3 protein-coding genes are annotated in these 4,539 nt (G+C 51.4%); all 3 read left to right on the forward strand.

Translation table 11 applies throughout. The features are described 5' to 3' along the window. The first annotated feature begins 429 nt into the window (after positions 1-429). Positions 430-2,202, forward strand: a complete 1,773-nt coding sequence (locus tag ABLA76_RS17620; protein ID WP_348988900.1) for a type VI secretion system baseplate subunit TssF — start codon at positions 430-432, stop codon at positions 2,200-2,202. A gap of 11 nt (positions 2,203-2,213) precedes the next feature. Beyond that, positions 2,214-4,052, forward strand: a complete 1,839-nt coding sequence (tssI, locus tag ABLA76_RS17625; RefSeq protein ID WP_348988901.1) for a type VI secretion system tip protein TssI/VgrG — start codon at positions 2,214-2,216, stop codon at positions 4,050-4,052. 11 nt (positions 4,053-4,063) lie between these two features. After that, on the forward strand, positions 4,064-4,539 hold a 476-nt coding region (locus ABLA76_RS17630), incomplete at its 3' end, for a DUF2169 domain-containing protein (RefSeq protein ID WP_348988902.1).

A 4,539-nucleotide genomic window follows, 5' to 3' on the forward strand; every position in this document is an offset into this window, starting at 1 on the left:
TTTGTCTCTGATGTTGTTCAGTCGCCTCCAGCCAGACAATTTGTGTGTCCGGGGAAAGGTTGACGGGAGGATGTTGACTGTCAGTATAAATCACCGTTTTGGCCTGACCCGCTGATGCGAGCATCCATCCCAGCCAGAATAATAAGGTACAGCGCTTTCTCATTCCCACCTGCCCGTCTCTGAACACAGACGGAAAGCGTGCGGAAAAAATCCGGATAAGTCAGCAAACAATTCTTTTTTGCCTGTGGCAAAAAAGAACCGACACCGCCCATCCCATTCCCCCTGTATTATAAAAAATAATGAGATTAACCTTTTTAATTAATCAATTTGTGTAACAGGCAACCTTTTCTTTTAACATCTTCATTTAATATAAACTTCCTCAAAAATATGCCGATTAATTATTCGTCTTAACATAAGAGATGGCAATCAATGAAAAACAATAAGGGATCGCTGTACCTGCAAGAGCGGGCCTATTTGCGTGAGAAAGCCAAGTTGATGGCAGCGGAGTTTCCGCATCTGGAACCTTTTCTGAATAACCCTCATGATCCGGATATTGAACGCCTGTTTGAGGGTTTTTCATTATTAACCTCAAATGTGCGCAGCACCGTTGAAGACAGCTTTCCGCAAGTCACCCATGAAATGCTGGAGCGCATCTGGCCGCATACCCTGCGCCCTGTGCCACCGACGACCATCATCCAATTCACGCCCCATCAGGGCGTTCATCAGGGTGCCGTCGATATCCCTCAGGGCGTACCGGTAACCCCCGCTGAGGGGGAACACAGTTTACGGTTTCACACCTGCCGTCCCCTGCATATTGAGCCTTTTATTGTCCTGGATAAGCAGATCCAAAAAACACGGAAATACAGCGAGATCATTGTGGCATTGCGCCAAACAGGCGTGGCTTCAGACCGTTGGCAGGTGGGATTACTGCAATTTTTTCTCGGCACAGACCGTGAACGGGCAGCTCAGCTGAGTCTGTGGCTGGAACGGCATCTCGATAATATTTACCTGCGCACGCAAAACGAAGAAAAAAGGCTCAGATACAGCCAGTTGTACGGATGTGATGCTCATGACCATCACAGTATACTGCCCACAAACAATAACCATTTTGACCGTCTGCAACGGATGACGGAATACTACTGTCTGCCTCATGTTTTTGATTTTGTGACCGTCGATGCGCGGGATTACCGCGAGTTGCCGTTAAACCGCGACGGGTCATTTGAACTGATATTCAGGCTGGAAGGCGAACTGCCGCTGGAGACACTGGGCGATGCGTTCCAGTTAGGCTGTGTGCCCGCTGTGCATCTGGAAATGATGGTCAGCCCGCCGATCCCGCTGGCGGAAAATCACGCGCATTATCCCCTTCCTTTATCAGAGACTGAGCGGTTATTCCGGTTACAGGGTGTCCAAACGGCCAGACAACCCGGCGGAAAACAATCTCACGCTCAAGCCCTGCATTTCCAGCCTGTGACTCAGTTCCACGAGAAAAGTGGCTGGCTGCGTGATGAAGGGCACCCCGATAATCTCTATTTCCAGCCCCGGCTCTCCATCGATCTGCTTGGGCGTATCCAGAACCGGCTATATTTTCTGGGGGCGGACGGAAAAGAGGCCACCAGACTGCCATCCCAGCCGGTTTGTGCACACTTCATCGGCTACCATACGCAGGCCATGACATTGGAACCCGGGACTATCACCGAATCCCAGGAATCGGTGCCTTCTCATCTGCGTGCCAGCAATATCACCCCCGTGTCACCGGATTTTCCGCCCATGGTGATGGGAAAATCAGACTGGGCGCTGATTGATAAGCTCAACCACACGCCGTTTTTGCTTTTCAATACCGCGTCCCTGAAAAATTTTCTGCGTTTGTATGATTGTTATACCGGACATGATCGTGCGCTCAGCCGCCGGATGCAGCAACATATTGACGGGATTGTGCATCTGGACGCCCGGTTTGACAGCCGTCTTGACCACGGTCCAGGGAGAAAGGGGGGCGTGATTAATGGCAACACCCTGCATGTGCATCTTAATCCGGCCTGTTATGAAAATGACGGCATCATGTACCAGTTCTGTCGGGTGATCGACCAACTGCTGGCGAGCTTTGTTGTCCGGAATAACTTCGTCATGCTGGAAATTTATCGGCAGGATGAACAGACGGCGTTATGGGTATTTCCGCACCAACTCGGGCTGCGCAGTGAAATGTAATGAGATATGAGATGAAACCGAAAATGAAGGACACAATCATGCTAAAAAGTGGATTACGTTTTGTTTGCCAGATAGGAGGGTTACCTGAGGGCACATTTGCAGTAGCCGATTTTTCCCTGCGGGAAGGGCTTTCCGAGTTGTTTACCCTGAACCTAACGCTGGTTCAGTCCCTGCCCGGCAATCCCTTTATCCCGAAGCCGGAAATCGATTTAACCGCGCTGTTGATGCAGGAAGCGGTACTGCAAATCTTCCACGGTATGCTGGAGCAACGCAAAATCACAGGGATCATTTCCCATGCTGACTGGTGCGGCACCGATGGTAACAAAATCCTGTATACCTTGACGGTGCGCCCGTCCCTCTGGCGACTGACACTCAATCAGGACAGCCGTATTTATCACCGGCAAAGTGTGCCGGATATCCTGAAGCTGTTGCTGAAAAAACACCATGTTCGCGCAGATTCAAAATTGGAAGATGCCCATCAAAGCCGGGAATACATCACCCAAAAGCGGGAATCCGATTATGCTTTTTTTTGCCGGTTAGCCGCTGAAGAGGGGATCAGCTTCTGGTTTGAGGATGAAATTCTGTTTTTCAGTGACAGCCATCTGCCTATGGCGGCAGACCTGACACTGACTTACAACGCCCAGCCAGAAACGGCGCACGGAATTGATACGATTTATCAGGTTCGCCTGGGGGTGGGGATGACGCCTCAACGCACCATCAATAAGGATTTCAATCCCGAACGGCCGTTTTACGCGCTCTCCCATCTGGAAAGCCACCCTGATTATCAGGCCTTCGGCACACTGACGCCGTATACAGTTTACGAGAGTTATGGCCGTTTTCAGAAGGATGCCGAAGCCAGACCGTTCGTTAAGTACCGTCATGAAGCCCTGAAAAACCAGATGCAGAGTGGCAACGGGCAAAGTAACTGCATCAAACTGATGCCGGGGCAAATTTTCAACATTGCCGCCCATCCCCATACCCCGCTCAATACCTGCTGGCAGATTGTCGGGATCAGCCATCAGGGGCGCTGCCCGCAGGTACTGGGGGACAATGGTGGCGAAGGCACCACACTCAGCAATGACTTCAGTTTTATCGATGGCTATGCCGACTGGCGACCGCCGTTTCATTACAAGCCTCTGGCAGACGGGGATGAGAGTGCCACCGTGGTCGGGCCGGAAGGGGAAGAAATCTTCGTCAACAAAGACGGCGCGATTAAAGTCCATTTTCACTGGAACCGCTACGACAAAGCCGATGACAGCGCGTCTTGCTGGGTGCGGGTGGCCCAGGGCTGGAATGGCAACGGTTTTGGCTTTATGGCCATCCCGCGCATCGGGCAGGAAGTGATAGTTTCTTACCTTAATGGCGATATTGACCGGCCGATAGTGACCGGCAGTGTCTATAACGCCGTCAACCGCCCGCCACTGGATTTACCCGCCGCGAAGACCCGCACCACGTTTAAGACCAAAACCCACAAAGGGGAAGGCTTCAACGAACTGCGCTTTGAAGATGCGAAAGGCAGCGAGGAAGTGTTTATTCATGCCCAAAAAGACATGAAAACCACTGTGCTCAACAACCGCGAAACCCATGTGCTGGCCAGCCACAGTGAAACCGTCGAAAAAAACCAGACCATCAATGTTTTCGAGCACAAGGAAGAGGACGTCGGGATCACTCATACGCACACGGTCGGCGAATCGTTAGCCATTACGGTCGGCGATGTGATTGAACTGCGTTGCGGCAGCAGCTGTCTGCGGATGGACAAGTTCGGCAATGTCACTATCCAGGGCACTAAATTCCTGTTTGACGCTGCTGATGCCATCCAAATCAGTGCGCAGGACATTGACCTGAACTAAGGAGCCAAACAATGGAATTCAGAAATCTGACCCCGTTTTCTGTCATTAATTACAAAATGCTGGATACCGAAGACGAGGAATATCATGTTGTTGCCATGAAAATCGTCTACCAGCTCCAGCCTGTGGGTTCGGGGCATTACCAGCCTGTACTGGCCGCCCCTTATGGCGAACTGACGGTACAGGATAGCTTTTCCGGCGAAATGAACCGGTCATCGGTTTTGCAGGAAAGTGATTTAGCGCCGCTGAAATTCAAATGTGATGTGATTGTCAATGGTGTCGCCTATGCGCCAGCGGGTGAAGCCTGTGAAAAAATACCTGTCCGGTTACAGGTCACCACGCGTGATGGGCAGGCGCTGATCGATAAAACCCTGCATGTCTGGGGAGAGCGGGAGTTTCAGCGTTCTTCACCAGATGAATGGCAACTGACACCGCCCCAAAAATTCACGACGTTACCGGTGGATTACCACGATGCCTTTGGCGGGGAATG

It is taken from the genome of Xenorhabdus sp. SGI240, from assembly GCF_040081915.1.
GTDB lineage: Bacteria > Pseudomonadota > Gammaproteobacteria > Enterobacterales > Enterobacteriaceae > Xenorhabdus > Xenorhabdus bakwenae.